The organism is Labrys sp. 22185 (assembly GCF_052045555.1).
GTDB classification, from domain to species: Bacteria; Pseudomonadota; Alphaproteobacteria; order Rhizobiales; family Labraceae; genus Labrys; species Labrys neptuniae.
Genome location: NZ_JBQEPH010000016.1, coordinates 1 through 25,203 on the forward strand (window position 1 = coordinate 1; position 25,203 = coordinate 25,203).

Consider the following 25,203-nt stretch of genomic DNA (forward strand, 5'->3'; position numbering starts at 1 on the left):
TTGATGGACACCATGCGCAAGGGTGACTTCACCCAGCGCATGCAGATCGTTCGACAGGACGAGTTGGGCGATCTCGGCGAAGGCTATAACCGCATGGCCGACGAAGTGATGGAACTCGTCGGCCAGGTCCAGCGCTCGGGCATCCGCGTCAGCACCTCGATGACCGAGATTGCGGCGACGTCCAAACAGCAGCAGGCCACGGCTTCGGAAGTCGCCGCGACCACCACGGAGATCGGGGCGACCTCGCGTGAGATCGCTGCAACCTCCAGGGAACTGGTCCGGACGATGTCCGACGTCGTGACGGTCTCGGAGCACACCGCCAATCTGGCATCCGGGGGCAAGGTCGAGCTGGCCCATATGGAAGACACGATGAACCAGGTGATGGGCGCCGCCAGCTCCATCACCGCCAAGCTCGCCGTGCTGAACGAAAAGGCCAGCGACATCAACCAGGTGGTCACGGCGATTACCAAAGTGGCCGACCAGACCAATCTGTTGTCGCTCAACGCCGCGATCGAAGCGGAAAAGGCCGGTGAATACGGGCGCGGCTTTGCCGTGGTGTCCTCGGAAATTCGGCGCTTGGCCGACCAGACCGCCGTCGCCACCTACGACATCGAGCAGATGGTCAAAGAGATCCAGTCCGCCGTATCGGCCAGCGTCATGGGCATGGACAAGTTCTCGGAGGAAGTGCGGCGCGGCCTCCAGGATGTCCATGAGATCGGTGCCAAGCTTTCCGAAATCATCACGCAAGTGCAGGCGCTGACACCGCGCTATGAATCCGTCAGCGAAGGCATGCAGGCGCAGGCGACGGGTGCCGAGCAGATCAGCGAGGCGCTCATCCAGCTGACCGAAGCGACGCAGCAGACAGTGGAATCCCTGCGCCAGTCCAGTTCGGCCATCGATGAACTCAACCATGTCGCCAGCAATCTGAGCGGGAGCATCGCACGCTTCAAGCTCGAGATGGCCTGAGGCAATAAGCGGTTTGCGGCGAGACAGAATTCGTCGCAATCGCAAAGGCGCGCGGAAACAAGGAGTTGGAGCTGCCATGCGCTTTCGCCAAAGCGCACCTTGCTCCAGGAACGACGGAACCGAGAATGCTCTTCCTCTACTTCCGGATCGGCGATGAAGGCTTTGCGATGGCGATCGAGCGGATCGTCGAAGTCGTGCCGTTGACGGAATTGAAGAAGGTGCGTGGGGCGCCGGACGCGGTGGCCGGCTCCTTCGAATATCGCGGCCGCTTCGTACCGGTCATCGATCTGTGTACCCTCGAACTCGGCCGCTCGGCGCGCCGGCGCCTGAGCACCCGCATCATCGTCATGCGCCACCCCCAGGACGATACAGTGTTGCTGGGTCTGATCGCAGAAAAAGCCACGGAGATGCTGCGGCTGGATCCGGCGGAATTCGCCCCTTTCGCCCTGGGTCCGCATGGCCTGGTTCAGCGTGTGGAACTGGAAGACCTGCTTCCTGTCGCGCTTCTGGCGGCCATTCGCGGCCAGCCGGTCACCAGCCAATGAGCGACCCGCGCTTCGAACAATTCCTTGGACGCGCCATCGGGCTGAACGCGGCCTCGATTGGGTCGTCGGCGATCGAGCGCGCCGTGGCGGCGCGCTGCAAGGCATGCAAGCTCGGCGACATCCAGGCCTATTGGGAACTGCTGCAGAATTCCGATGAGGAAGTGCAGGAGTTGATCGAGGCGGTCATCGTTCCCGAAACCTGGTTCTTTCGCGATGCCCAGGCCTTTGCAGCCCTGGCACGGCTGGTGATGCGCGGCCTCCCCCAAGCGGATGCCATTCGCCCCTTGCGGCTCCTCAGCCTGCCTTGTTCGAGCGGAGAGGAACCCTATACGATCGCCATGGCGCTGCTCGACGCGGGCCTGACTGCCGAGCAATTCCGCATCGATGCCATCGATCTCAGCGCTCGTTCGCTCGCTCTTGCCAGGCAGGGCGTCTATGGCCGCAACTCGTTCCGGGGGCAAAACCTGGCTTTCCGCGACCGCTATTTTGACGCTACGAAGGATGGGCATAGGCTTCGGGACGCCGTTCGTGCTCCCGTGGAATTCAGCCAGGGCAATATCGTCGCCCCGGATTTCCATGCCGATCCGGCAGGCTACGATTTCGTCTTTTGTCGCAACCTGCTGATCTATTTCGATGCCGCAACGCAAAAGCATGTCATCGGCGTGATCCGACGCTTGCTCGCGCCTGATGGCATTGCCTTTGTCGGCCATTCGGAGGCAGGGCTGATGGGAGCCAATGGCTTCACCTCGGCCAAGATTCCGATGGCGTTCGCCTTTCACAGGGAAAGTGCCAAGCCGGGAGTCACCCAAGCCCGGCCGGTGCCATCGCCGCCCATACACCGGCCGCGGCGGGAACCGCCGCCATTGCCGAAGTCAAGGCCCGTTCTGCCTCAATCCCCTCGGCACGAGGAGAAGAGGGAAGCAGCGCTGCCAAATCTCGAGGAACTGCGCCTCCTGGCGGATCGGGGGCGGCTGCAGGAGGCCGCACTGGGATGCGAAGCGCTGATCCGTCGGGACGGCGCAACCCCCGATGCTCTCGCGCTGCTGGGCTTGATCAGCGATGCCTCCAACGATCTTGGCGCGGCGGAGCGCTATTACCGCAAGGCCCTCTATCTGGATCCCGCCAATGCCGAGGCGCTCGGCCATCTCGCCCTCCTGCTCAAGAAACAGGGCGACCATGGCGGTGCCAAATTGCTTGATGAGCGCCTGCGGCGTCTGGACAAACGGAGAGTGCGATGACGAGCCTGGCCTTCGACGCCCCCTCTGCGGCGATTGACAATTGCTGGCAACGGATCGGCGTACGGGGCGACAAATCGTGCCCCGAACTTCGGCGTCATGCGCATTGCCACAATTGCGAGGTGTTTTCACGAGCGGCCTCTCAACTGCTCGATCGCGACATTCCCGAGGGAGGGGAAGCCGCCGTTACACCGGCCGGAGCGGGCATAATCGCGCGTTCGTCGCATTCCCAATCGGTGCTGGTCTTCCGCCTGGGCAGCGAATGGTTCGCTCTGCCCACATTGGTGCTGGACGAGGTGACCGGCCTGCGCCCCATTCATTCGCTGCCACACCGGCGCAATCCCGTGCTGCTCGGCCTGGTCAATGTGCGGGGTGAACTGGTGATTTGCGTCTCGATCGCCCAGTTGCTCATCGGCGCGGAACAGAATTCGCCGCAGGGTCGGCTGATCGTCGCGCACCACGCCGGTTCGCGCTTTGCCTTTCCGGTCGACGAGGTTCAGTACACCCATCTCTATACGGAGGCGGATCTGAAGCCGGTACCGGCAACCGTGGCCCAGTCGAGCTCCGGCTTCACCCGGGGATTGCTGTCCTGGCGCGACAGGAGTGTCGGCCGGCTCGATGAGCATGCACTGTTTGAGGCTCTCGGTCGAGGATTGGCACGATGACCCAGGATCTCAGCCAATTCTCCATGCGAGACCTGTTCCGCATCGAAGCGGAAGGACAGGCCGAAGCCCTGACGACGGCCTTGCTGACGCTCGACAAGGACCCGATGCGGGCCGATCAGATCGAGGCCTGCATGCGAGCTGCGCACTCTCTCAAGGGGGCTGCCCGCATCGTCGAGATCCATGCCGCCGTGACGATTGCACACGCAATGGAAGACCTTTTCGTCCTGGCCCAGCAGCACGGCGCGCGACTGGATCATGACCGGATCGACGTGCTCCTGCGCGGCGTCGACCTGCTCCTGTCTTTTGCCAGATCGCCGGATCTCGAAAGTGGCTCACGAGACGAGGCCTGGCAGGCCGAAGCCGACCAGTTCGTGCTGGAGCTCAACCAGCCGCCGCACGCAGGCCCGCAAACGCCCGAGCCGGCGCCGGTATCCGAGCCCGCCCCCATGCCCGTGCCGGCAACCGACGACGCGGCCTCCGCATCGACCGACCGCGCCTTGCGGGTGAGTGCCGAAAATCTCAACCGGCTTCTCGACCTTGCCGGCGAGTCGCTGGTCGAGTCGCGGTGGTTGGGGCCCTTTGGCCAATCCCTGCAGCGTCTCAAGCGCCTTCAGCTCGAAGCCGCCACCGCCTTGGAGTCGCTGCGCGCCATCCTGCCGACCCACGCCTTGGACGAACGGGCAAGGATGGCTCTCGACAAGGCTCAGCAGCGCCTTCTGGAATGCCGGCAGCATCTGTCGCAACGCCTGGGGGAACTGGAAACCACCGACCATCAGGCCACCACGCTCGCCCACCGGCTCTACGACCAGGCGCTGGCGATACGCATGCGTCCCTTCTCCGACGGCATCGCTGCCTATCCTCGCATGGTGCGCGACATTGCGCGCGAACTCGACAAGAAAGTAAGGCTGGAGATCGTTGGCGAGCGCACGCTGGTGGATCGGGACATCCTGGACAGGCTCGACGCTCCGCTCGGCCATCTCCTGCGCAACGCCCTCGATCATGGCATCGAAAGCCCCCTTGAAAGGCTTGCCGCCGGCAAGGCGGAGGAAGGCGTGGTGCGTCTGGAAGCCTCGCATCGGGCGGGCACGCTGCAGATCACCGTCTCCGACGACGGGCGCGGCGTCGATCTCGAACGGATCCGGCAAACCGTGATTGCACGCAACCTCGCGAGCCCCGATACGGCAGGCAAACTCGGTGCCCAGGAGTTGCTGGAATTCCTGTTCCTGCCCGGCTTCTCCATGAAGGGAGAAGTCACCGTCATCTCAGGGCGGGGGGTAGGGCTGGACGTCGTGCAGGAGATGATCCGCCAGGTCCGCGGCCTGGTGCGGGTAACCTCCGAACTCGGCGAAGGCACACGCTTCAAGCTGGAATTGCCGCTCACGCTTTCGGTGGTTCGCTCTCTGATCGTGGAAATCGGCGGCGAACCCTACGCCTTTCCCTTCGCCCATATCGTACGCGCCATCAAGATCGCGAGCGATCAGGTGCAGACCCTGGAAGGACGGCAGCATTTCAGCCTGGATGGACAACTGGTCGGAGTGGTCGGCGCGGATCAGGTTCTCGGCTGCGCGCCGGCGGACAATGCGGACGGCGAATTGCGCATCGTCGTGGTCGGCAGCCCCGGCGCCATGTATGGCCTGGTGGTCGAGCGCTTCCTCGGCGGTCGCGAACTCGTGGTTCAGCCGCTCGATCCGCGCCTCGGCAAGATCAAGGATATCAGTGCCGCCGCCCTGATGGAGGACGGCTCGCCGCTCCTGATCATCGACGTCGAGGACATCATCCGCTCCATGGAGAAGCTCTCCTCCGCCGATCAGCTTGCCCAGGTCGGGCGGAAATTGGTAGGCCGGCAGGAGGAAAGGCGCAAGCGCGTGCTCGTGGTCGACGATTCCCTCACCGTGCGCGAATTACAGCGCAAATTGCTGGATCATCACGGCTACGAGGTCGAAGTGGCCGTCGACGGCATGGATGGCTGGAATGCCTTGCGCAATGGCCGCTTCGATCTGCTCATCAGCGACATCGACATGCCGCGTATCGACGGGATCGAACTGGTTCACCGCATCCGGCAGGACCCTGATCTCAAATCCTTGCCAGTGATGATCGTATCCTACAAGGATCGAGCGGAGGATCGCCAGCGTGGCCTGGATGCCGGAGCGGATTATTATCTTACCAAAGGCAGTTTCCAGGATGATACTTTGATCGATGCGGTGGTGGATCTGATTGGCGAGGCTGTTGCATGAGGATCGCGATCGTCAACGATTTGCCCCTGGCGGTGGAAGCGATGCGCCGGGTACTCGCTATGGCGCCCCAGCATCAGCTTGCCTGGGTCGCAGCCGACGGCGTGCAGGCGGTGGAGCTGTGCAGCCGGGACCGGCCCGATCTCGTGCTGATGGACCTGATCATGCCGCGCATGGACGGGATCGAAGCCACCCGTCGGATCATGGCCCAGTCGCCCTGCGCCATCCTGATCGTGACCGCCGATGTCGAGACCAATGCGGGCCGCGTTTTCGCGGCGATGGGGGAGGGAGCTCTCGATGCGGTCGACACGCCGCTGCTCGGCTCGCGCGAGACACGGTGGGGGGCGCGTCCTCTGCTGGCGAAAATCGATGTGATCGCCAATCTGGTCAATGAAGGCAATGCCAGGCAAAAGCCAGTCGACCATGCCCGCTCACAGGCCCAGCACCTTGTCGCGATCGGAGCGTCGGCCGGCGGCCCTACCGCGTTGGCGACCGTTCTGAAAGGACTGCCCGACAATTTCGCTGCCAGCATCGTTATCGTTCAGCATGTCGATGCCCGCTTTGCGCCGGGGCTTGCCAATTGGCTCAGCCAGCATTCCCCCCTTCCAGTCCAGTTGGCAGGCGAGGGGGACCGGGCCTTGCCGGGGCAGGTCCTGGTTGCCGGCACCGACAATCATCTGGTTTTCAAGGTAAACCGACAATTGGGCTATACTCCCAATCCGATCGATCAGGTCTATCGGCCGTCCGTAGACGTCTTTTTCGACAGCGTCGCGCGTTTGTGGGCTGGCCCCGTGACCGGCGTCTTGCTGACCGGTATGGGATCGGACGGGGCGCGCGGCCTGAAAGCGCTCCGCGAACTTGGACATCACACTATCGCGCAGGATCAGGCCACGAGCGCAGTCTACGGCATGCCGAAGGCGGCTGCCGCCCTGGATGCCGCGACGGACATTCTGCCGCTGGACAGAATCGCCCCGCGTCTGACCGAGCTGCTCGGCTCTCCGCGCCTGAGAAGAGGAATTGCCCCATGAGCCAGCCAGCAGACGTCAAATCCCACGGCGCCGCGTCCCTCGACACCATCCAACAGTCGGTCATGGTCCTTCTGGTCGATGATCAGCTCATGGTCGGCGAAGCCATTCGCCGGGCGTTGATCGACGAGATCGAGATCGAATTGCACTATTGTTCGAACCCGCTGGAAGCCCTGGCCGTCGCCAAGCGGGTGAAGCCGACGGTGATCCTGCAGGATCTGGTGATGCCGAACGTGAACGGCCTGACGCTGGTCCGCCAGTATCGCTCCGATCCCGCCACCAAGGCCATTCCCGTGATCGTGCTCTCGACCGAGGAGGAGGCGACCGTCAAGAGCGAGGCCTTTCGCATCGGCGCCAATGACTATCTTGTCAAGCTGCCCGACCGGATCGAGCTGATTGCCCGTATCCGCTACCATTCGGCTGCTTATCTGACCCAGATCCAGCGCGACGAGGCCTATCGCGCCCTGCGTCGAAGCCAGCAGGAGCTGATGGAGACCAATCTCGAATTGCAGCGCCTAACCAATGTCGATGGCCTGACCGGGCTCAGCAACCGGCGCTATTTCGATCAATATCTCGATACCGAGTGGCGCCAGGCCATGCGCGCGAGGGAGCCGATCTCGCTGCTGATCATCGATGTCGATCACTTCAAGCAATACAACGACACCTATGGCCACCTTGCCGGCGACGAGGTGTTGAAAACCGTGGCGACGGCGGTGAGGAGCGCCTTCCAGCGTCCGAAGGACCTGGCGGTACGCATGGGGGGCGAGGAATTCGCCGTGGTGCTGCCGCAAACCCCGGCTGGTGATCTCGCCTTTCTCGCGAAGAAGGTGGTGCAGGCGATCGAGGCGCTCGGGCTACCGCACGCAGCCTCGCCGATCGCTGACAAGGTCACCATCAGCGTTGGTGGGGCAACCCACATTCCCGCCGGCGACGACCAGCCCGAAAGACTGATCGAGGCCGCCGACAAGGCGATGTATGACGCCAAGAGGTCCGGCCGCAATCGAGCTGCCACGGCAACCGGCCTGTAAGAGAGCCGGCGCCCTTCGGCTCGATCGGAAGACGGAATGCGCTAATTGTCTAGTGGCTGGAGCATTTGCGCGCCAGGGCCTGGAGACCGGCGAGCGCGAATGTCTCCAGTGCACGGGACATTGGTTCGATCTCCCGTTCACGCTCCGCCAGGCTCGGGGCGATGGCTTCCAGCACACCGCGTTCCACCGTTGCCAGGACCATGAAAGGGGCGTTGAGCGCCAGTTCTGCCCTTCCAATGTCGGGGTGGTCCTGCGGGCGATTGAGCATGCGCGCAAGCAGGTCGCGCAGCCAATGAACCTGGGGCGCCAGGAAGTCCTCGTCCACGATAAGCGCGGAAACCGTGGGCATTACCATCTCACGGGTGACCAGCCTGATCTGCCACGAGCGCTCGGCGGGTGACAACAATCGCCGGGCCATCAAGCCATAATAGGCCTTGAGCTGATCCAGGGGCTCTTCATGTTCCAGGATCGCTGCAAAGGCCTCGGGCGGGATGACGACCTCGCGCCGCGCCTCCGATACCGCCGCTTCATAGAGCGGCCGGATGCCGCCGAAATAATAGTTCACCGCCGCGGTATTGACGCCGGCCAGGTCGCAAATTTCCCGGCTCGTCGTCGCATGGTAGCCCTTGTCGGCAAAGACCCGCCCGGCCGTTTCGATCAGATTTTGGCGCGTCTTGACGCCACGTTCCTGGCTGTCTGACGAAACACGGCGGGCATGCAGGGATCTGGGCATGAAAGCTTGGATACTGTCTCTGAGAAGTAACTTTTTACCCACGGGCTTTAAAATGTCAATTTCATATTCGGATTTGACATTGCTCTGTCGTTCAAGCAACCTCACGCTCTGCTGAGGCGATGGCTGTGCGAAAGTGCACGGGCCGGCGATTCCGCTCTTCGTTGAGTCTCCACCAATCTGCTGGGACCGCGCTATATGACTCTATCTTCCTCAGCGTCCCGCAAACCGATTGAGCCGGTCGGCGACAAGCAGGACGTCGCTGTCGAACTCCCGCTCGATCATGGAGCGTCGGCGCCTGTCGCCCAGATCTATCGGGACGCCAGTGCCCATATCGTCGTGATCTGTGCCAATACCTTGACCCGAACCTGTCTCATGCACTGCCTCACAGGCTCAGAAACCGGCCTGGCCGTGGAGGGCTATGCCGACGTCGAACAGTGGGGCCGGCAGGGGCAGGGGGCCTCTGTCGCCCTATTGTGCGTCACGGGCGTGCGGGAGACCACGATCGCCATCGAGCGAATGGTGAGGCGAGTGCTGGCCGCCGCACCCGGCATTCGGGTTGTGGTGATTTCCGATACGAGATCGGCCGGCGACGTTGCGAAGGCCCTGGAGCACGGGGCCAGTGGCTTCATTGCCATGGATTCCAATGTCGATGTCGCCATTGCAGCCATCCGCCTGGTGCGTAGCGGCGGCATGTTCGTGCCCTCCCACAGCGTGATGCAGTCTCGGACCCAGCCCGCACCCCTGTCTGACGGCAGGAGATCGCTGCGGGATCTGGTGACCGCAAAGCAACTTGAAGTCATCGGCCTGATCCGCAAGGGGCTGCCGAACAAGGCGATCGCGGCCGAACTCGAGATGAGCGAGTTCACGGTGAAGGTGCATGTCAGGAACATCATGAAGCGCCTGAATGCCCGCAACAGAACCGAGGTCGTGGCTCTGACCAATGCCTATTTTGGGCAAATGCCCGAGCAGGATGATCATACCTGAAGCATGAAGCAGTTGGTGAGGACGTCATCATATATTCTTGCGCGCTGGGCCTAAGCGGAGCCGTATGCGTAAATTTTCTGAAGCCGTTACACTTGCTTCGGATTAAGATGTTTTTCTAGCAAGCAATTGATTTTTATCATTTATCCGGATCCTTCCCTGGTTCCTTCTCGCTATGTTCGAAGAAGCGATCGAGGAAGGCGGCTGCCTCGTCCGAGATGCCGACGATCTTGTTCGTCGCCTGCCGATAGAATTTGAAATTGAGCTCTGTGCCGGGCTGGCCATCCCGCCAGGTGCCGAAAGACTTGAGTTCGCGGCGTCCGAGCGGTCTTTGGGCGAACGCCGTGCAGCGCACGACAATGCTTACGCGAGGGGTTTGCCGCGGGACATTTTGTTTCCTCGCAATCGGTTCGGCAGAGATCACGATGCCGCGGGCGAACAGCCCCCGGCCACCCTCATTTTCGCTGGCAAACAGGAAGATGATATCGTCGGCAGCGATATGCTTGCCCCCATACATCGTCTTCTGCGCACCGAAGCTGAAGCTTGTCGCGTCCGGATCCCGTATCTCGGTTTTAATAGCAAATGCCATGCCAGCGTGCCTCCGGCCCGCAAGCCAATTAGCCTCGTCGAGCCTTGTCGCGCAACACGGCAGCCGAGACCGGCCAAAGGGAACAGGGCAGGGGTGGCCCAGAAGTGAGAATATCTCTCGCCAGATGTCGGTAAAGCGCGCGCTGCTTCGTCTTCGAAACAAGCAATGGCGGAGAATGCAAAGATTTGTGCCCAGGACCGTTGCTGCGAGAGCAAGCCGGTCTGGCTCGGATAACCACCGACGACCTTGGATCTTGAGGCGGTAGGTTTTCCGCTATCATATGCATATTCTCAACACGGAGAAGAACGATGAAGGCATTGATTGCGGGAGCAGGCGTCGGCGGGCTGACCACGGCCTTATTCCTTCATCGGGTTGGGATCGACGTTGAAATTTTCGAGGCTTCAAAGGAAGTTCGAGAGCTGGGCGTGGGCATCAACATGTTGCCGCATGCCGTTGAATTATTGACGGAACTAGGGCTGATCGACGAACTTGATGCCGCCGGCGTCCGGACGCGCGAATTGATCTATGCGAACCGGTTCGGGCAGGTCGTCTGGCGTGAGTTGCGCGGTATCGAGGCGGGCCTTCCCGCGCCTCAGTTCAGCATTCATAGAGGCAGGCTGCTGGGCTTGATCCATCGAGCCGTGATCGAGCGGATGGGGGCGGGCGCAATCCGCACGGGATGTCGCGTGAACGGCTTCGAGCAGAACAGCGATACCGTCACGATCCATCTGACGGACAGTGACGGCAGGCCGGCACGCGCGGTCGGCGACTTGCTGGTGGGGGCCGATGGCATTCATTCGGCGGTGCGCGCCGCGCTCCATCCCGGAGAGGGGCAGCCGATCTGGAGCGGCATCATGCTCTGGCGCGGGGCCACCCCCTGGCCGAAATGGCAGGACGGCCGCACCATGGCGATCGCTGGTGGCAACTTTGCGAAGTTCGTCTTCTATCCAATTGAAAAAGATAAACAAAATTCAGGAAATCTCCTCACCAACTGGGCGGTGATGGCTCGGGCGGGCCATGATCGGACGCAGGGTTTCTCCCTGGGGAACTGGAGCAGGCCGGGCTTGCTCGAAGAAGTGCTGTCATTCGTCCGTGACCGCTTCCACCTCGATTATGTCGATCCAGCCGCGATCATCCAGGGTACGGACGCATTCTACGAATATCCCAATTGTGATCGGGATCCGCTCCCATGCTGGTCGTTCGGGCGCGTCACCCTGTTGGGGGACGCTGCCCATCCGATGTATCCGGTGGGCTCGAACGGAGCGAGCCAGGCCATCCTCGATGCCCGCTCCTTGTCGCAACATCTCCGCGCCGCGGATACGATCGAGGCGGCTTTGACAGCCTATGATGCAGAGCGGCGGCCCGTTACCGCCAAGATCGTCCTGGCAAACCGCAAGGGCGGCCCGGAAGGCGTGATCGACATGGTGGAAGCCAAGGCACCCGAGGGCTTTGACGACATCGAAGCCGTCGCAACCCATGAGGAGCGCGAGCGCATCGTGCGCGGCTATGCGTCCCTGGCAGGATTTGGGCGCTAGGTGCAGCCCGATCCGCCAATTTCCTCAACTTTTTGAAATTGAGCTTGGTGCCGGGCTGGCCGAGGCGCCCGTTGCTGAGGCATTTGAGCTCGCGGCTCGTTTGGGTAAACGCGACGCGGCGCTCCCGGATTTGTGGCTCCAATAGACCGTCGAGTTCGCAGCCGATCCATCTTCGCTGCTCCGGATTGGCCAAAACCTATCTGGCCGCAGGCGAGGCCTGCGTCAAATAGGTCAGACTATATTTCCACAGTCATACACTGGGCCTCTGGACTGTTCGGGCGCCTCACGGCAGATAGTTCGAGCAATGTGTTGGAGGGAATCCCCCGTGTATTTGAAATGGTCCATTCCGAAATCGGTGCTGGTGCTTCTTGCCATGACCGGTGTTGCTCACGCTGAAGGCGAGCTCAACATCTATAATTGGGGAAACTACACCAACCCCAAGCTCATCAAGAAGTTTGAGGAGCAATACAAGGTTAAGGTCACCATCACCGACTATGACTCCAACGATACGGCTCTGGCCAAGGCTCGCCAAGGCGGCTCCGGCTTCGACATCGTCGTGCCCTCGCAGACATATCTGCCCATCTGGATCAAGGAGGGACTGCTGCTGGAAACCAATCCTGGCCAGATGGAGAATTTCAAGAACGTCACGCCGGAATGGGCCAATCCCGATTTCGATCCCGGCCGCAAATATTCCGTGCCCTGGGCCTGGGGCACGATCGGCGTCGTAGTCAACACCGACGCATACAAGGGCGATATCAACACCTGGGATATCATCTTCAAGACGCCGGACGAGCTGAAGGGCAAGGTCAACGTCGTTCCGGAGATGAAGGACGTCGTTACAGCCGCCATCCGCTATGTCGGCGGCGAGCAATGCACCGGCGACAGGCAGGTATTGAGGAAAGCCCGTGACCTTCTGACGGCTGCCAAGCCGAACTGGATCGCCATGGAATACAATGCCATCGAAAAGATGGGGGCAGGCGACTTCAAGGCCTCGTTGACCTGGAACGGGGCGGCCCTGCGCACGCGCCTCGCGCATCCCGAGATCCATTACGGCTATCCCAAGGAAGGCTTTACCTACTGGTCCGACAATGTAGCGGTGTTGAAGGAGGCCAAGAATGTCGACAACGCTAAATTGTTCCAGAATTTCATCATGGATCCCGAGAACGCCGCGTTGAACTCGGTCTTCCACCATTATGCGAACGGCATCGCGGGCTCGGAAAAATTCATGCCGGCCGAGATGCGGGACGCCCCGGAGATCGTCGTTCCCGCGGAAGCCAAGGCGCACGGCACCGTGGCTTTGATGTGCCCTCCGGAGGTCGATGTACTTTACAAGAAGATCTGGACCGAACTCCGCAAGTAAGCAGTCCAGGCGAGGGCGGCGACATCGGCGCCGCCCGTTCTTGAAGCGGCACAGATCAAAGTGCGGTAGGAGCCAGTTGCCCCTGCGATATCAGTCATAGTACGAATTCACCCTCGCTCTTGCTCGAGGGGTCTCATGCGCGTTCATCCTGCTGTTGCGTGTCTTCTTATTACCACGGTTCTTGTTGCAACGAATCTTGGAGGCTGTGCAACTCCGATCCGAACATCCCCAGGAACGGTAAAAACTTTGCCTGTTGCCGTCATAAGCAAGGGCCTCGGTGGAATTTTGCATGGATCTGTCCGTATAGAGCAAACCCAAGGCTCCTACTCGGTGAGCAATGGCAGGCTTTCGTGCTCCGGTACATATGCTCTGTCGGGAGTCAGGGAACGGATCTATGTTCCGGTTCTTTGCAGCGATGGCCGCAAAGGCTATGCCGCCGTTCACAATGGGCCAAGTCTAATGAGCGGGTCTGGCTCCTTCACCTTGGGCGATGGAACCACGGGTGAGTTCGTGTTTGGCAAGGACGCCGGCAAATCCTAGACCTGTATCGCCTCGACGGTGATCGCTTCGCGAGCTGTCACGCGCCGAGGCCGCGCCTCTGAAAAGATACCCCGTCCAATGAGGAGGGGGTGGCCCTTCCATCGCGGCGCTACCGACTTTATTCGCATAACATATCTTATGGAACATAAATCCATTCCCCAGCCTGGCCAAAAGCCCGATAAACCGGGCTTTTGGCGGCTATCTGCCAAGGCCGCGCAATTCGGCTCGCCTCGGTCGGCGGGCACCAATAATCAATATCTTGAGCCACTCAGCCATGATCGATTCAAGAAAGGCGTTGGACCCCATATAGGCGGTTCGCAAGACTGCGGCATGTGCGATGACCCGCCCGCTATGCTTTGTCCTCAGTGAGCCGACCCGTCGCGCAACATGGCGCGCTTCTACGGCGTGTTCGTCCAGCCGACCTTGTTTGGCGCAGTCGCACTGTGGTCCGCAACTGGAGACGGATCGGCATGCTGGGACGGTTCAGGATTGAAACTTTCGACGACCTGCCGGCGCTCGAACGTGCCTGTCCGTATCGTCCGTAAGAAGCGTGCCTCGCTATGCCGAGCTGGGCTCGCAAGAACATGAGCCAATGCACGCGTCGCCCGAGATACGTCGCCCCAGGGCCTTGAATAAATTTTTAATTAATTTAAATTATTACAATATGTTACATAATATATCTAAAGTTAAACTATAGGCTGAGGGATTCAGCCATCCGTTGCAATAGGACGAGCGTGCGCTCGACATCGGGCTGTTCCGAGGTCGTTCGGCGGATATGGGGACAAGTGAGCACTGCCAGGGCGTGTCTTTCGGCCGAGAGGATCGGCACGCTGATATCATTCACGCCGAAGATCTGCTGGCTTTCGTCGATGCGGTACGCGGCTTTGCGATAGGAGGAGAGCTGCGCCTCGAGCCCCGCGTAGATCGTCGCCCTCTCGCTATCCTTCCAGCGAACCAGCAGCTCCTCTTTGGCCTGCGGGTCCTGGAAAGCCAGCAGAAGCTGGCCTGAGCCCGTGGTCAACAGATCGATCGGCGTGCCGACGCGAACCGTGAAAACCCAGTCCGAGGAAGCCGCCGCGTGGGCTACGACCACGGCCTCGTCGCGTTCCCGCATGACGAGATGACAGGACTGGCCAGACTCCTCGGCAAACCGGTCCATCAAGGGCACGGCCCGCGAAGTCAGCCGGCGTATGGGCGGATGATGTTGCGCCAGCACGAACAGCTTCATGCTCAAGGCGAAGCGATCCCCTTCCGCCGAGCGATAGACATAGCCGCGGGCAACCAGGCGTTCGAGCATGCGATAGATCTCGCTCGCGCCTCTGCCGAGCTCCTTGACGATTTCCGCCCGTGTCAGTGCATCGGAGCGGCTGGCCAGCAGTTCCAGGATGTCCAGGCCCTTGTCGAGCGCCGGTGCCCGATAAAGAGCCTCCCGGCTCGATCCCTCCTCCTGCTCCCTTGGTTGTCTTGGCAAAGCGCTTCCCTCTCTTTTGTTGACATATGAATATATTGTTCATATTTGGTCCGTCAACAATGAGCTGCACGCAGTGACACGAACTCGATGGGAGACCGCCTCATGCGCCTGGACGGCAAACGCATCCTGATCACGGCTGCCGGGCAAGGCATCGGCCGCGCTTCGGCCCTGGCCTGTGCAGCCGAGGGAGCCCGTGTCATCGCTACCGATCTCAACGACGAGGCGCTGGCAGCCCTCGCTGCGGCGGATGGCCGTATCGAAACGCGTCGGCTCGACGTGCTCGATCCCGCCGCCATCGCCGAATTGGGCCGGTCCCTGCCCGGCCTCGATGGACTCTTCAATTGTGCCGGCTTCGTCCACAATGGCAGCATCTTCGAATGCAGCGACGAAGATTGGGACTTCAGCTTCGATCTCAACGTCAAGAGCATGTTCCGCCTGATCAAGGCCCTGCTGCCGGGCCTCCTGCATCGCGCGGGTGAAACGGGATCGAGTGCCGTCCTGAACATGGCCTCGATGGCATCCTCGGTGAAAGGCTTCCCGAACCGCCTGGCCTATGGCGCTTCGAAGGCTGCCGTCATCGGCCTGACCAAGGCCCTGGCCGCCGACCATGTCCGCCAGGGCCTTCGCTGCAACGCCATCTGCCCCGGCACGGTCGACACGCCTTCGCTGCGCGGGCGCATTGCCGCTGCAGCCGATCCGGTGCAGGCCGAGAAGGACTTCATCGCCCGCCAGCCGATGGGCCGGCTCGCCAGTGTCGACGACATCGCCCCGATGGTGGTCTTCCTGCTCTCGGACGAATCCCGTTTCGTCACCGGCCAGACCGTCCTGGTGGATGGCGGCGTGACGATCTGAACAGAATAGACGACAGTCGAGAGCTGCAATGGCGACCACAATCCGAGCGGAGGACACGCAATGACCGAGATCGTCGACATCGAAGTGCTCGATCTACGCTTTCCGACCTCCCAGCAGCTCGATGGATCGGATGCGATGAATCCCGATCCCGACTATTCGGCCGCCTATGTCATCCTGAAGACGGACCGGCCCGGTCTCGAAGGGCATGGGCTGACCTTCACCATCGGCCGTGGCAACGAGATCTGCTGCGCCGCGATCAAGGCCATGCGCCACCTCGTCGTCGGACTTTCCCTGGAGGAGGTCCAGGCCGATCTCGGTGCCTTCTGGCGCCACGTCACCTCGGACAGCCAGCTGCGCTGGATCGGCCCGGACAAGGGCGCCATTCATCTGGCCACGGGCGCGGTGGTCAACGCAGTCTGGGACCTGCTCGCCAAGATGGCCGGCAAGCCGGTCTGGCGCCTGGTTGCCGACATGTCGCCCGAGGAATTCGTGCGCGCCATCGATTTTCGCTACCTGACCGACTGTATCACCCCGGACGAGGCTCTCGCCTTGCTGCGCGAGAAGGAAGCTGGAAAGGCCGAGCGCATCGCCGTCCTCGAGCGCGAAGGCTATCCCTGCTACACCACCTCGGCCGGCTGGCTCGGCTATGACGACGACAAGCTGCGTCGCCTGTGCCAGGAAGCCGTCGATGCCGGCTTCAACCATGTCAAGCTCAAGGTCGGCCGCGACATCGAACACGATATCCGCCGCCTGCGCATCGCCCGCGAGGTGATCGGTCCCGATCGCCAGCTGATGATCGACGCCAACCAGGTCTGGGAAGTCGACCAGGCGATCGACAGCGTGCGGAAGCTCGCCTTTGCCAAGCCCTGGTTCATCGAGGAGCCCACCAGCCCGGACGATGTCGAGGGCCACCGCAAGATCCGCGAAGGCGTCGCACCGGTCAAGGTCGCCACCGGCGAGATGTGCCAGAACCGCGTCCTGTTCAAGCAATTCATCATGCGCGGTGCCATCGACGTGGTGCAGATCGATGCCTGCCGCCTGGGCGGGGTCAACGAGATCCTGGCGATCCTGCTGATGGCCGCCAAATACGATCTCCCCGTTTGTCCCCACGCCGGCGGCGTCGGCCTGTGCGAATATGTCCAGCACCTGTCGATGATCGATTTCGTCTGCGTATCGGGCACGCGCGAAGGCCGGGTGATCGAATATGTCGACCATCTGCATGAGCACTTCAAGGTGCCTTGCGTGGTCCGCGATGCCGCCTATATGCCTCCCCTCGCCCCGGGCTTTTCGATCGAGATGAAGCCGACATCCCTGCAGGACTATCGCTTTGCGGGCTGACGAAGCGGTCGAACGGCACCGGTTGGCTTCACGGGTCCATTGGGCCAGGAGCGCGGCCGTCCATCGATATCCTCAAGTCGGTGACGGGCTACCCACGCTGCGTGCCGTGCTCTCGCGCGCGACCAATTCATAGCCCAGATCGACCAGCCGCGGTTCGACATGCTTTCCATCGATCCTGTCAATCAGCATCCGCATGGCCTTTCTTCCCATCTGTTCGCGATGGGTCCGGACACTGGTGAGGCCGGGATTTGCCACTGCCATGATCTCGAGGTCGTTGAAACCGCAAATGCCGAATTGCTGGGGAACGGCAATGCGACGGCGCTGAGCCTCGAAGAGCACGCCAACCGCAAGGTCGTCATTGTTGCAGAACACAGCGTCGGCGTCGGGCGCGCGCGCCAGCAAGTCGGACATCAACTCGCAGCCCAGCGACACGGTGGAGGCCCGGGGCGTTGTGACGATGAGTTTCTCATCGAGCAGGCCGGCTTCGTCCAGCGCCTGGACGAAGCCTTGGAGACGCCTCTGAGTCCGCGGGTCCATGCGCGCGCCCAGAAAAGCGATCCGCCGATAGCCGCGCTCGACCAGATGCCTTGTGGCGGCGAAGGCGGCACGATGGTGCGAGAAGCCGACCATCATATCGACGGGATCGGGGCCGACCTCCATGATCTGGACGATCGGGCATTCGGCCTGCAGGAGCTGGGCCCGGGCCGCCTCCGATTGATCGATACCGGCCACGACCAGGCCCGCCGGGCGCTGGCTGAGGAACACCCGCAGCAGCTTCTCCTCTTCGATCAGGGAATAGCGCGTGTTGCCCAACTGCACCCGAAAGGCGGTGGCCTCCGCCTCGGCATAGATCCCGCGCATCACATCCGCGAACACGTTGTTGGTCACCGACGGAATGAGCACGCCGATGACATTCGTTCGGGCCGAGGCCAGCGCACTTGCCGCCGGATCAGGCACATATCCAAGATCGTCGACGATCTGCTGGATGCGTTGCCTGAGCTCGTGCGAGACCGATTGCGGGTTGCGCAGAGCACGCGACACCGTGATAGCGCTAACTTCCGCAGCCTCGGCAATCTCGACCAATGTTATACGTTTCTTGCCCGGGCGTTTCTTGGGTTTTTTCATCTTGAAGCTCTGGTGGCGTTTCCCAGCAGAAAGATAGAACTTGCAAAATGATTGCGCAATCAATAAGAGTTCGGCCAAAGTTGGACGGGAGGAAAATGTGGCAAGGCCGGCATATAAGCTGGTTGTGGGCCTCTTCGGTGCCGGTCAGCAATTTGCGCGCGCCGTGAAGCGTGATCGCCTTTCAACACTCGTCTAGACATCCCCGCCCCTCTTCATCAGGGAGGCCGGTGGATCGAGCTCGATTTCATCTCCAGGACCTGGGTCCTGCTCGCGGCTCGCCGCCTAGGCGAACCGCCCTCGGAATGAATTGCGGCCACTCAGAAAGGTCGTGACGGACGCCACGAACAAACGCTCACGGGAGGAGGACCCCGATCATGCACACGACAGCCGCCAGCACGCCCGCGCGGGCCGGCAATCAGAAGGCCCCTTCCGGCGCCTCCCGCACCCGCTACATTATCCTGACGCTGTGTTTCGTCGGCCTGGTCATCAACTATCTCGACCGGGCCAACATGAGCGTCGCACTGCCCTATATCGACGCGGATCTCGGCCTCAATCTCACCAATACCCAGAAGGGGCTGATCCTCGGCGCCTTCTTCTGGGCCTATGACGGCATGATGCTGATCGCCGGCTGGTTCACCGACAAGGTGGGCTCGCGTCGGGCTTTCACCATCGCGGCGATCTGGTGGTCGATCTTCACGGCGCTCACCCCCCTCGCCCGCAGCTTCTGGGGCTTCTTCGCCTTCCGCTTCGCCTTGGGCGCCGGCGAGGCGCCGGCCTATCCGGCGGCGACCAAAGCAGCCTCACGCTGGTTTCCGGTGGGCGAGCGCGCCTTCTCCACCGCCGTGATCGATTCCGGCTCGCGGGTCGGCACGGTGCTCTCATTGCCCATCGTCACCAGCCTGCTCGTCGTCGCGACCTGGCACTATTCCTTCATCATACTCGGCGTGGTCGGCGTCGTCTGGGCGCTCGTCTGGTATTGGTATTATCGCGATCCCGTCGATCATCCCGGCGCCAACGACCTCGAGCGCCAATATATTGCCGACAATGGCGGACGCACCGAGGCCAATGACGACAGCGAAGCGACGAAGATCCGCTGGTCGCAACTGTTCGGCTACCGCACGGTCTGGGGCATGATGCTGGGCTTCTTCTGCCTCAACTTCGTGATCTATTTCTTCCTGACCTGGTTCCCCGACTATCTGAAGAATGCCCGCGGCCTCAACCTGAAGGAACTCGGTACTCTCGGCATGCTGCCCGGCCTTGCCGCGGTGGTCACGGCCTGGATTGCCGGCGCCTATGCCGACCGCCTGATCCGTCATGGCGCCAACGTCACCAAGGTGCGCAAGGTGGTGATGGTCGGCGGCCTGCTGGGCGGGGCTGCCATCCTGCCCGCTGCGTTCGCCTCCTCCATCTATCTGGCCCTGTTCTTCCTGGCGATTTCCTATTCCAGCCTGGCGATAGCCGCGACAGGGATCTGGTCCCTGCCCGCCGACGTCGCGCCCAGTTCGCGCCATGTTGCCTCGATCGGCGGCATCCAGAACTTCGCCTCCAACATTGCCGGCATCATCAGCCCCTTCATGTTCGGCTTCCTGCTCGACATGTTCCACGGCGACTATACGCCGGCTTTTGCCCTGGCCGCGGGCTTTGCCGTCCTGGGCGCCTTTTCCTATGCCTTCATCGTCGGCAAGGCCGAACCGCTCCCCCTGCCCGCCGGCACCGAGCACTGACCGGCGAACTATTCGGCAATTGACGTCAGGCAGCCGCCGTACATCTTCGGATCGTGCGGCGGTTTCTTTTTGCCATTTCATCACTGCCAGATTGCCAGAAGGCTTCCGGTCGACTACGCACGTCATCGACAAGCGTTGGGGCGCCGAGGTTCGATTTTGCCTAAGTAAATACCGGTCTCTTCCTTTCCATCCCATCCGTTGGGCGGCCAGCCGGCAGCCCAACGGATGATCATGTTCACTGGGTGGTGGTCTGAGACCGGTCTGGCTTGTCCGACTGTGCCATGCGCACAGGCCGCTGCCCCAGCTCTTTCCCCAGCGAACATCGCCATGCCGTGCCCGTAACGGGCCTCTCCGATCGCCGTCCCGGTGGACTTCCTCACGGAAGACCGAGACGATATGTGCAATCTTCTCAAGGTCCGCTGGACCATCACACCCCAAATCCCTCCGCGACCCCTGCTCATTTGCGCCGGATGCGGTGTCATCAGGCCCTTTCAATGCAGCGGCAAGGCAAGGCTCAACGCCAATGGCCGCCGGCTCGATGCCTGGCTCATCTACAAATGCCCGGTTTGCGACAAGAGTTGGAACAGGCCGCTGTTCGAACGCCGGTCGGTGCGGGACATCCCGCCGGCAATGCTCGCCGCCCTGCAGACGAACGACCCGATCTGGATCCGTTGCCAGGCCTTCGATCTCGCAGCCTTGCGGTCGCATGCCTTCCATATCGAGGAATGCGACAAGATCGATATCGTCAGGCAGGTGCTCGATCGGCCGGATGTCTGGTCCATCCTGCATGTCGAACTCGTCGTCGACCTGCCGGCGGGGATCCGCCTGGACCGCCTCCTGGCACGCGAACTCGGCCTGTCGCGATCAAGGCTGCAATCGCTTCAACGCCGGGAGCGGCTGCGCCTGGGGTCCGGCCGCTCCGACGCCTTGCGCAAGCGCGTGTCGGACGGCACCAGCATCGTGCTCGACCTTGCAGGGGAGCCGAACCGTCAGATGATCGGCGACGCGGCCTCGGGACGTTCAAGGCCGTAAATAGCTGCTGCTTTCAGGGACAGCAGAGCCCTGTCTGCAGGAAGCTCGAACGAGATTCCCGCGCCGGTGTCTTGCGGCGCGGGATACCGGGCTCGTCAGATCGGCTGCGTCTTGCCGGCCGGCAGATCACTGCTCACCTCTTCGGCGACACCGTCGAAAAGCCGGCCGATGCGCCGGCGCTCGGCCTCGTCCTGCGGCAAGGCGTAGGACAGTGCGACATAGACCAGCGTGTTGACGATCAGGCCGACCACGCCCGAGGTCATCCCCGCCAGGGCCGGAATGGAGACGGGATAGAGGAACTGCAGCACCACCGCCACCGCAAAGCCGGCGATCATGCCGCTGGCGGCACCCGCGGCATTGCCTCGCCGCCAGAAGATGCCGAGATAGAGCGCCGGCGCCAGCTGGACGATGCCCTGATAGGAGGCCAGCGCCAGCGTAAGCAGCCCCGCGGTGACATTGGCGGTCGCCACCGCCCCGGCCACCGCCAGCAGGGTGGCGAGGATGATGGTGATACGCGCGGTGCGGGTGTTGGTGGCCTCGTCCGCGCCGCCGACATGGATGATGTCCTGGGCGGTATGGGTACCGACGGCTGCGGTAATGGCATTCACATTGCCGACTGTGGCGGCGAACACGGCCACGCCCGCCAGCGCCAGCACGAACGGCCCGCCATGCCCGGCCGTCAGGAACCAGACATTGTCCGGCGCTTTCGCTACCTCCGGCAACTGGGAGGCCAGCATGCTCATGGTCAGCATGATGGCGAGGAACACGAACATGAACGGCGCTGCCTTGAGGGCGGAATTGCGGACCGCCTGGGCGCTCCTGGCCGTGAACAACCGCACGAAGATATCGGGCCAGCACCACGAGCCCATCGCGCCGGTGAACACCAGCGAGAAATAGTAGAGCGGGCCGAGTTCGCTGTTCAGGCCCGGCAGGCTGGCAAAGCTCTCCGGCAAGCCGGCAAAGCCCAGGCCCTGCGACATCAGCCAGACGATCAGGCCGAGCGCCACCAGCCCGCCCACGCCGTAGGCGAAGATACCCTGGATCATGTCCGAGATCACGATGCCGCGCATGCCGAGCCGCACCGTCCAGATCTGCCTGATGGCCAGCACGGCGATGCCGACGAAGACCGCCGTCGTCGGTGTCACCGCCCCGAAGGACAGATAGGAGAAGACCAGGCCGAGCGACTGGAAGGCGAGTACCAGCCAGGGAAAGGCCGAGACCACGCCGATCACGGCGGCGACCACCCGCACGCTGGTGGAATTGTAGCGCATGCCGACGAAATCGGCCTGGGTGCGCAGGTTGAAGGCTTTGCCCCAGTCAAACACGCGCTGCGCCATCAGGAACATGAACAGCACAGCCAGCAGCGAATAGGAGATCACGTAATAGCCGATTACCCCGGCTGAGGCGGAAAGCCCGGCGAAGGCAATGAAGATCGTCCCCGGCAGCCAGGTGTTGAGAAAGGCCATGGTCTGGAACCACGAACCGAACGAGCGCCCCGCCACCGCATAGTCGGTAAAGTCCCGGCCCTGCTGGCGGGTGCGCTCCAGCACCACGACGACGCCGATGAAGAACAGGGCCAGCAGCCCATAGCCGATCAGGAAGTCCATGGCCCTACTCCTCTTCCCGATCCGGGCTCGCCCGGTTCAGATAGGTCAGGCTGACGACCAGGAACAGGCCGCTGCCCATGAAGAAGAACATCGCCATGCCGAGATTGCCGCGCGCCATCGCCAGATGGATCGGCGGAAACAGCATGATGATCAGGTTGAGCCACAGCAACAGGCGGCGGACCCGGCCAAAGTCAGTCGCTTGCCTCTCCATTTCGTCCTCCCATCTCGACATTCTCCTCTGGGGTGGGAAGCGCGTCGCGAAAGCCCTGGTCAGGGCCTCCGACCGGCGCCGTTCTTCTTGTCTTTATCGTGCAGGATGCTCCGGCCAGCGCGTCACAGCCCGCAAGCCTGCACTACTGCATCGACCAAGGCCCTTTGATGTGGCTGCAGAGTCTGTCCGGGCAGGTCCCTCCAGAAGGTCTGGTAAGGATCTTCGACCCCGGTCTCGACGCCGCTGAGCGTTTCCACCACGGCCAGGCCACAGAAGGGCACATAGAAGGGTGAGTAGCCGCCCTCATGGCTGATCACCAGCCGGCCCCCGCAGATCGAAGCGGCGAGATCCATCAGGCGGCGGGTCATGAGGCGATAGGAGCCGGAAACCAGCATCATGCGGCCGAGCGGATCGGCATTGGATGAATCGAAGCCGCTCGCCACCAGGATGACATCGGGTTTGAAGCGGGTGATCGCCGGCAGCACCACCCGGTCGAAGGCATCGAGATAAGCCCCCTCGCCCGAGCCGGCCGGCAGGGGAATGTTGATTGCCGCCCCCTTCCCGGCACCGACGCCGCGATCGGCGACCTTGCCGGTATCGGGTGGGAAATTGCCGTCCTGGTGCAGCGAAATGGTGAGGATGTCGGGATCGGCCTCGAAACAGGCCTCGGTGCCATTGCCGTGATGCACGTCCCAGTCGACCACCGCCACGCGCTCGATGCCGAGCTTGGCGCGCGCATGGGCGATCGCCACCGCGACATTGGCGAACATGCAAAAGCCCATGCCCTTCTCCGGGCGGGCGTGATGACCGGGCGGGCGCACCAGCGCATAGGCATTGGCGACCTCGCCCTGCACCACCGCCCGCAGGGCGCTGATGGTGCCGCCGGCGGCCAGGCAGGCCAGGTCCACGCCGGCAAAACCGAAGGGTGAGACGCCGTCGCCCATGTCGCCGCCGCGAATATCGGCACTGAGCGCCTTCATCCTGTCGAGATGCTCGCTGGTGTGGATGCGCAGGATGTCCTCGTCGCTCGCCTTGGTGATCTCGATGCGCTTCAGCGCCTTGGCGATGCCGGAAACCTCCACCAGCGACGCGAAGCGAGCCTTGGATTCCGGCGACTCGACATGCTGCAGGGGCTGGATGAATTCGCCCTTCAGGAAGCCGGCCGCCGTGCCGGTGTCGTGCCAGCCGAAACGCTCATGCCACACCCATCCCGTGGTCATCACAATTCTCCCCCGTCTGCAGGTTTTCAGGCAGGCTAGAGCATGCAGACGAGGCGGGAATGGTGCAGATGCACTATGGGCGCGGGGGAGCAACCTTGTGACGAGCTTCGTCCACGGCTACTATCATCGAAAATACATAATCCTCCATCCGGGGCCGGTGCATGTGACCTCCAAACTGTCCATGTTCTCGCAATTCGTGGTCGATCTTCACCGGGCCGGCCGTCGCGCCGACAAGGATGCCGATCTCGATCTGGCCGCGCATGCCCTCGAGCTTTTGCGCCCCCTGCTCGGTTTCGACTGCGCCTGGTATGGCTGGGCTCGCTTCCTCAACGATCGCACCACCGTGCCGGCCTCCTCCACGCTCGGCCTTCCCGAGGGCTTTGCCCCGTTCTGGTCGACCATGGCCAGCCAGGACCTGGTCGCCACCGCCTTGCGCCGGGATCGTGGCCGCGTCTGCATCTATGATCGCGGACAACCCCGGCAGACCGACGAGATGGCCGAATTGTCGGAGCGCTACGGCATCCGCAAATGGGCCTCCGCCATGCATAACCGGCCGGGGGCCGCCACCACCTTCTTCGTCTCGGTCTACCGCACCCGCTGCCATGATCCGCATTGGGACGGGGAAGACCTGCAGCTCCTGCAATGCGCGGTCGACCACCTGTTCCTGGCCCTGCAGGCTACCTTCGAGCGGCGCAGTGCGGATGGACCAGGTGGACGGGCGACGCTGGTGGTCGACGAGGCCGGCTTCGCCCATCTCGGCCTGGATCAAGCCCAAAACTTCCTCCGGACCATCTGGCCTGGCTGGAGCGGCGATCGCCTGCCCCGACCGCTCCGCCAGGCGGCACTGCACCCCGGCATCCATCTGTTCGAGCGCGAGGGCGTGGCGGTGAGCTGTCGCAAGGACTACGAGGCGGGCCGGCAGTCGAACCTGATCAGGCTGGAACTCTCGCTGATGTCCAAGCTCGACAGGCTTTCCCCGCGCGAGCGGGAAGTAGCGAACGTGCTCGCCACCGGGGCGACCCACAAGCAAGCGGCGCAGCTGCTGGGCAGTGCGCCGGCCACCATCCGCAATCAGACCCAGGCCATCTACGACAAGCTCGGCATCCGCTCACGTGCGGAACTCGCCAGCGCGGTGCTACGCTGAGCGCAGACACGATATGGGCCGGCAGCCATTCATGCCGGTGGGTTGG

At 62.4% G+C, this 25,203-nt stretch carries 22 protein-coding genes; 15 read left to right on the forward strand and 7 right to left on the reverse strand.

The features are described from left to right. The 7 genes from ACTJKX_RS25075 to ACTJKX_RS25105 all read left to right on the forward strand — a co-directional run. The coding region (locus ACTJKX_RS25075; protein ID WP_440726896.1) for a methyl-accepting chemotaxis protein at nucleotides 1-966 on the forward strand (966 nt) is incomplete at its 5' end. Between the two features lie 125 nt (nucleotides 967-1,091). Further along, nucleotides 1,092-1,511, forward strand: a complete 420-nt coding sequence (locus ACTJKX_RS25080) for a chemotaxis protein CheW (protein ID WP_394312073.1) — start codon at nucleotides 1,092-1,094, stop codon at nucleotides 1,509-1,511. After that, nucleotides 1,508-2,749 carry a CheR family methyltransferase gene (locus ACTJKX_RS25085; protein ID WP_394312074.1) on the forward strand — a complete coding sequence of 414 codons (1,242 nt, stop codon included), beginning with the start codon at nucleotides 1,508-1,510 and terminating at the stop codon, nucleotides 2,747-2,749. Before ACTJKX_RS25080 ends, ACTJKX_RS25085 begins: the two co-directional genes overlap by 4 nt. After that, complete coding sequence (locus ACTJKX_RS25090; protein WP_394312075.1) at nucleotides 2,746-3,411, forward strand: chemotaxis protein CheW; 666 nt, start codon at nucleotides 2,746-2,748, stop codon at nucleotides 3,409-3,411. The genes ACTJKX_RS25085 and ACTJKX_RS25090 overlap by 4 nt, the downstream gene beginning before the upstream one ends. Beyond that, a complete protein-coding gene (locus ACTJKX_RS25095) occupies nucleotides 3,408-5,645 on the forward strand; it encodes a hybrid sensor histidine kinase/response regulator (protein WP_415083627.1) in 2,238 nt (745 codons plus the stop codon). The genes ACTJKX_RS25090 and ACTJKX_RS25095 overlap by 4 nt, the downstream gene beginning before the upstream one ends. Continuing rightward, the gene (locus ACTJKX_RS25100; protein WP_394312077.1) at nucleotides 5,642-6,670 is read left to right on the forward strand and encodes a chemotaxis response regulator protein-glutamate methylesterase; all 1,029 of its coding nucleotides are present in this window, start codon (nucleotides 5,642-5,644) and stop codon (nucleotides 6,668-6,670) included. The genes ACTJKX_RS25095 and ACTJKX_RS25100 overlap by 4 nt, the downstream gene beginning before the upstream one ends. Beyond that, nucleotides 6,667-7,695 carry a diguanylate cyclase domain-containing protein gene (locus ACTJKX_RS25105; RefSeq protein WP_311941281.1) on the forward strand — a complete coding sequence of 343 codons (1,029 nt, stop codon included), beginning with the start codon at nucleotides 6,667-6,669 and terminating at the stop codon, nucleotides 7,693-7,695. The genes ACTJKX_RS25100 and ACTJKX_RS25105 overlap by 4 nt, the downstream gene beginning before the upstream one ends. Nucleotides 7,696-7,744: 49 nt before the next feature. Here ACTJKX_RS25105 and ACTJKX_RS25110 read toward each other — a convergent pair whose 3' ends face one another. Then, entirely contained in the window at nucleotides 7,745-8,428 is a 684-nt protein-coding gene (locus tag ACTJKX_RS25110; protein ID WP_367624381.1) for a TetR/AcrR family transcriptional regulator, read from the reverse strand. Nucleotides 8,429-8,623: 195 nt separating this feature from the next. Here ACTJKX_RS25110 and ACTJKX_RS25115 point away from each other — a divergent pair, with 195 nt between their 5' ends. Then, entirely contained in the window at nucleotides 8,624-9,412 is a 789-nt protein-coding gene (locus ACTJKX_RS25115; RefSeq protein WP_440726897.1) for a LuxR C-terminal-related transcriptional regulator, read from the forward strand. A gap of 136 nt (nucleotides 9,413-9,548) precedes the next feature. On the opposite strand, the gene ACTJKX_RS25120 is transcribed toward ACTJKX_RS25115, so the two are convergent. Continuing rightward, nucleotides 9,549-9,998, reverse strand: a complete 450-nt coding sequence (locus ACTJKX_RS25120) for a hypothetical protein (protein ID WP_440726898.1) — start codon at nucleotides 9,996-9,998, stop codon at nucleotides 9,549-9,551. 308 nt (nucleotides 9,999-10,306) lie between these two features. Here ACTJKX_RS25120 and ACTJKX_RS25125 point away from each other — a divergent pair, with 308 nt between their 5' ends. After that, entirely contained in the window at nucleotides 10,307-11,533 is a 1,227-nt protein-coding gene (locus tag ACTJKX_RS25125; RefSeq protein WP_440726899.1) for a flavin-dependent oxidoreductase, read from the forward strand. A gap of 304 nt (nucleotides 11,534-11,837) precedes the next feature. Further along, entirely contained in the window at nucleotides 11,838-12,893 is a 1,056-nt protein-coding gene (locus tag ACTJKX_RS25130) for an extracellular solute-binding protein (protein WP_440726900.1), read from the forward strand. 1,231 nt (nucleotides 12,894-14,124) lie between these two features. Here ACTJKX_RS25130 and ACTJKX_RS25135 read toward each other — a convergent pair. Next, nucleotides 14,125-14,904 (reverse strand): IclR family transcriptional regulator, encoded by a 780-nt coding sequence (locus tag ACTJKX_RS25135; RefSeq protein ID WP_311941266.1) that lies wholly within the window; start codon nucleotides 14,902-14,904, stop codon nucleotides 14,125-14,127. 102 nt (nucleotides 14,905-15,006) lie between these two features. On the opposite strand from ACTJKX_RS25135, the gene ACTJKX_RS25140 reads away from it, so the two are divergent. Continuing rightward, complete coding sequence (locus tag ACTJKX_RS25140) at nucleotides 15,007-15,756, forward strand: SDR family oxidoreductase (protein ID WP_440726901.1); 750 nt, start codon at nucleotides 15,007-15,009, stop codon at nucleotides 15,754-15,756. A gap of 60 nt (nucleotides 15,757-15,816) precedes the next feature. Continuing rightward, nucleotides 15,817-17,094 (forward strand): L-fuconate dehydratase, encoded by a 1,278-nt coding sequence (locus ACTJKX_RS25145; protein WP_440726902.1) that lies wholly within the window; start codon nucleotides 15,817-15,819, stop codon nucleotides 17,092-17,094. A 72-nt stretch (nucleotides 17,095-17,166) separates the two neighbouring features. Here ACTJKX_RS25145 and ACTJKX_RS25150 read toward each other — a convergent pair whose 3' ends face one another. After that, complete coding sequence (locus tag ACTJKX_RS25150; RefSeq protein ID WP_311941258.1) at nucleotides 17,167-18,219, reverse strand: LacI family DNA-binding transcriptional regulator; 1,053 nt, start codon at nucleotides 18,217-18,219, stop codon at nucleotides 17,167-17,169. A 374-nt stretch (nucleotides 18,220-18,593) separates the two neighbouring features. Between ACTJKX_RS25150 and ACTJKX_RS25155 the strand changes: the two genes are divergently transcribed. Continuing rightward, nucleotides 18,594-19,943, forward strand: coding sequence for an MFS transporter (locus tag ACTJKX_RS25155; protein ID WP_311941255.1), 1,350 nt, complete (start codon nucleotides 18,594-18,596; stop codon nucleotides 19,941-19,943). Nucleotides 19,944-20,339: 396 nt separating this feature from the next. Then, on the forward strand, nucleotides 20,340-20,975 hold the full coding sequence (locus tag ACTJKX_RS25160) for a DUF1062 domain-containing protein (protein ID WP_415083612.1): 636 nt from the start codon (nucleotides 20,340-20,342) through the stop codon (nucleotides 20,973-20,975). A 95-nt stretch (nucleotides 20,976-21,070) separates the two neighbouring features. Here the strand turns inward: ACTJKX_RS25160 and ACTJKX_RS25165 are convergent, their stop codons facing one another. The 3 genes from ACTJKX_RS25165 to ACTJKX_RS25175 all read right to left on the reverse strand — a co-directional run bounded on the left by ACTJKX_RS25165 (nucleotide 21,071) and on the right by ACTJKX_RS25175 (nucleotide 24,013). Next, complete coding sequence (locus tag ACTJKX_RS25165) at nucleotides 21,071-22,582, reverse strand: sodium:solute symporter family protein (RefSeq protein WP_440726903.1); 1,512 nt, start codon at nucleotides 22,580-22,582, stop codon at nucleotides 21,071-21,073. Nucleotides 22,583-22,586: 4 nt separating this feature from the next. Continuing rightward, complete coding sequence (locus ACTJKX_RS25170) at nucleotides 22,587-22,793, reverse strand: hypothetical protein (RefSeq protein ID WP_440726904.1); 207 nt, start codon at nucleotides 22,791-22,793, stop codon at nucleotides 22,587-22,589. Between the two features lie 122 nt (nucleotides 22,794-22,915). Next, on the reverse strand, nucleotides 22,916-24,013 hold the full coding sequence (locus tag ACTJKX_RS25175) for a class II histone deacetylase (RefSeq protein WP_440726905.1): 1,098 nt from the start codon (nucleotides 24,011-24,013) through the stop codon (nucleotides 22,916-22,918). A 163-nt stretch (nucleotides 24,014-24,176) separates the two neighbouring features. On the opposite strand from ACTJKX_RS25175, the gene ACTJKX_RS25180 reads away from it, so the two are divergent. Further along, entirely contained in the window at nucleotides 24,177-25,157 is a 981-nt protein-coding gene (locus tag ACTJKX_RS25180; RefSeq protein ID WP_440726906.1) for a response regulator transcription factor, read from the forward strand. The last annotated feature ends 46 nt before the right edge of the window (nucleotides 25,158-25,203 follow it).